Source organism: Candidatus Alcyoniella australis (assembly GCA_030765605.1).
In the GTDB taxonomy this organism is placed as follows: Bacteria; Lernaellota; Lernaellaia; order JAVCCG01; family Alcyoniellaceae; genus Alcyoniella; species Alcyoniella australis.
On the sequence record JAVCCG010000044.1, the window covers coordinates 1 to 3,826 of the forward strand.

Sequence of the window (3,826 nt, forward strand, 5' to 3'; positions counted from 1 at the left end):
AACGAGCGCGGCATTGCCTCAGTCCTCCGAGCCGTCGGCGTCGAACGCCGGATGACGTTGGCGGCCGGGCCGGGTGGTTGCGCTGTGGTCTTTGGGAGGCTGGATCGTGCGGATTTGGTCGAGGCGGCCCAGCAGTTCAAGACGGCGGTAGATCAGCGCCCAGGCGCATTCGTTTTCCGGATCGACCTCGCAGCGGCCGTGGTCCGCGCCGCCGCACGGTCCGTTGAGCTGACCCTTGGGGCACAGGGTGTGCGGGCAGATGCCGCCGGTCAGATCCAGGATGCACTCGCAACAGGCCGAGCAGCGCTGGGACCATTGCCCCTCGGCATCGGACGCGCCGATAAAGCGCGTGTCCAGAGCCGGCAGCACCAGCCGTCCTTCGAAATGTTCGGCCAACAGCTGCACTCCCGCGCCGCAGGCCATGGAGAGCAGCGCGTCGTAATTGTGCACGTGGGGCGCGAGCTGATCCAGATATTCGTGGTCGCACTGACGGGTGAGGGTGATCTCGTCGATGGTGCGCCGCAGGCCGCCGAGCTTGCCGCGCATGCGCAGCTGCTCGGCCAGCAATTGCACCTCTTTCTCGCCGCCGGCCATGCAGACCGCCACGCAGGTGCCGCAGCCCACGACCAGAATTTGCTCGCAACCCTCAAGCATCTGCTCGATTCGTTCCAGGCTCTTGCGCTGGGCAACTATCATTCATCCCCCTCTGCGGCGCGGATCAGTACACCCGCGCGGCACTGGGGTAGCGCCGGATGCGCGTCCCGGGGTTGCTCCAACGCGCTCCCCGCATCCTGCTGTGCGCTTGAGCGCAGTGGATTGGGCCCCAGCTCGCGCGCCCGGGCGGTCATTTGGTCGGCGCAACGGGCGAAGAGCGGGCCGTCGCTGGCCGGGATGTGAAAGAACTCCAGCCGCTCGGGCTCGAGCCCCAGTTCGGCGATCAGGCGTTTGGCGTGCTGCACAGCGCGCTTGCCGCGCACGTTGCCCTCCAGAAAGTGGCATTCGCCCTGGGCGCAACCGGCAACGAACACCGCGTCCGCGCCGCGCTCGAACGCGCGCAGCAGCAGGATCGGATCGACCTTGCCGCTGCACATCAGCTTGACCACGCGTACGTTGGGCGAGTACTCCAGCCGTAGCGAACCCGCGAGGTCCGCGGCGGTGTAAGCGCAGTACGTACAGCACAGCGCCAGCACTTTGGGCTCGAATTTTCGCTCGCTCAACTCCCCTCCCAACAGGTTGCGCAGGCCGCGTCGCCCAGCAGCGCGTCCACCTCGGGCAGCAGCTGCCCGTCGGCAAAGTGGCGGGTGACGATCGCCTTGCGCGGGCAGCTCGCGGCGCAGATGCCGCAGCCCTGACAGCTCGCAGGCTCGATAAAGGCCGCGCCGTGCTCGTCGATCAGCGGCACCTCGTAAGGGCACACCCGCACACAGGTCAGGCACGCGACACAACGCGACTGATCGACCTCGGAGATCACACCCGAACGATGGAGGTACGGTTGCGAGATGATCGTCGCGGCTCGCGCGGCCGCCGCCTTGGCCTGAATAATCGATTCTGCCATGGACTTCGGCGCGTGCGCCAGACCCGCGAGGAAGATCCCCTCGCTACTGAAGTCCAGCGGACGCAGCTTGAGGTGCGCCTCCATATAGAAGCCGTCGGCACCCCGCGGCACCTTGAGCAGTTGCGAGAGCTGCGCGGCGTCAGGCTGCGGCCGGATTGCCGCCGAGAGCACCAGCCAATCGGGCCGCAGTTCGATGTCCGCACCCAGGGCTTCGTCGCGCACGCGCAGCCGCAGGCCCTCGGGCCGCACCTCGATCTGTGGTTTGTGCTGCGGGTCGAAGCGCACGAAGACAACGCCGATCTCCCGCGCCTTGCGGTAGTAGACCTCGTCGAAGCCGTAGGTGCGGATGTCGCGATAGAGGATGTAGACCCGCGCCGCCGGGTTGGCCTCCTTGATCTCGATGGCGTTCTTAATCGCCTGGCGGCAGCAGACCCGCGAGCAGTAGTTGTGCTGCGGCTCCCGCGAGCCCACGCACTGGATCATCGCCACTTCATTGAGGCCGCGGGCGAACCCCGGATCGTCCAGCCGCGCCTCGAGATCGAGCTGGGTCAGCACGCGCTGATCTTCGCCGTAGGCGTATTCCTCGGGCTTTGATTCCACGCCGCCTGTGGCCACGATCATCGCGCCGCCGCGCACCTCGCTACTCCCTCCATCGCTGCTCAGACCGAGGCGGAAGCCACCCACGTGCCCGTTGAACTCATCAATGGTCGCCGACAAGTGCAGTTCGATCAGCGGGTGCGCGCGCACGCGCTGGATCATTTGCCTCAACGCCTGGCGGGCGTCGACCCCCTGCAGCAAGCTGCGCACGCGGCGCGCGACTCCGCCGAGCTCGGGCTCGCGTTCCACCAACGCCACGGCGAATCCCTGGTCGGCCAGACTCAACGCAGCGTTGATTCCGGTGACTCCGCCGCCGATCACAATCGCCCGCTGGTCGACCTCGATTTGCAGATCGTCGAACGGACGCAGCGTGGCGGCCCGCGCCACGGACATCCGCACCAAATCCTCGGCCTTGGCTGTGGCCGCCGCCGGGTCGGAGTAGTGGACCCACGAGCACTGGTCGCGGATGTTGGCCATCTCGAACAGCTGCTTGTTCAGGCCCGCCTCGCGCAGGGTGCCCTGGAACAGCTCTTCGTGGGTCCGCGGCGTGCAGCTGGCGACCACCACGCGGTTGAGTCGCTGCTCGATTATCGCCTCCACGATTCGGCGCTGCGTGTCAACGGAGCAGGTGTGCAAATTCTCCTCAGCGTGCACTACCCCGGGCAGGTCGCGGGCGTATTGCGTGACCCGCGGCACGTCCACGGTCTGGGCGATGTTGTTGCCGCAACGGCAGACGAACACGCCGATCCGCTGCTCCTCGCCTGCCACGTCGCGCTCGGGCGGATAAGTTTTTTCGCGCACCAGGCTGCCCCGCGCCGTGTGCAGCAGCTCGGCGGCCAGGGCCGCTGCCGCGCCCGCGGTGGTCACGGTCTCGGGGATGTCCATCGGCGCGCTGAACGCGCCTGCGCTGTAGATCCCGTCGCGGCTGGTGCGGCACAATTCCAGAGGATCGGAGCGGCAGAAGCCAAAGCGGTTGAGCTCGACCCCCAGCCGCTTAGCCAGCTCGGCCGTGCCCGCGGAGGGGCGCAGGCCCACGCTGAGCACCACCAGCTCGAAGGTTCGCTCCAGCGAGCGGCCATCGTCGCCCTGCACGCTCAGCAGCAGGTCCGAGCCGCCGGGTTGCTGCTTGACGCTCGAGACGATCCCGCGTTGGAATTCGACCCCGGGGTGGCCTGCGGCAGCGTCGTAGAACACGTCGAAGCCCTTGCCAAAGGCGCGCACGTCGTTGTGAAAAATCGTGGCCCGCAGCCCCGGCGTGTGTTCCGCTGCGAGCAGCGCCTCTTTCATCGCGTACATGCAGCACACGCCCGAACAGTAGTCGTTGCCCAGCGACACGTCGCGCGAGCCCACACACTGGATCCAGGCGACCGTTTGTGGAACGCGGTTGTCTGATGGGCGAAGTGTTTCGCCGCCCGAGGGCCCGGAGGACGAGAGCATGCGCTCGAACTCCAGACTGGTGACTACGTTTTTATAGCGGCCGTAGCCGTACTCGGGGCGCAGACGCGCGTCGAACGGATCGTAACCCGGGGTGAGCAAAATCGCGCCCGCCTCGACCTCGAGCTGTTCGGGTTGCATGTCGTGGATGATCGCTTGAGCCTCGCAGACCTGCACGCATTGCATACATTCCGAGCAGCCGCCGCAGGCCATGCAGCGTGCGGCCTCGGCGCGGGCCTG

General features: G+C 67.1%; 3 protein-coding genes. All 3 read right to left on the reverse strand.

Annotated elements, in window-relative coordinates; translation table 11 throughout:
* Window positions 1-18: 18 nt before the first annotated feature.
* Window positions 19-696 carry a methylenetetrahydrofolate reductase C-terminal domain-containing protein gene (locus P9M14_05105; protein MDP8255105.1) on the reverse strand — a complete coding sequence of 226 codons (678 nt, stop codon included), beginning with the start codon at window positions 694-696 and terminating at the stop codon, window positions 19-21.
* Window positions 693-1,217 (reverse strand): hydrogenase iron-sulfur subunit, encoded by a 525-nt coding sequence (locus tag P9M14_05110; protein ID MDP8255106.1) that lies wholly within the window; start codon window positions 1,215-1,217, stop codon window positions 693-695. The genes P9M14_05105 and P9M14_05110 overlap by 4 nt, the downstream gene beginning before the upstream one ends.
* Window positions 1,214-3,826: FAD-dependent oxidoreductase (locus P9M14_05115; protein ID MDP8255107.1), on the reverse strand; the 2,613-nt coding region annotated here is incomplete at its 5' end. The genes P9M14_05110 and P9M14_05115, both read right to left, overlap by 4 nt.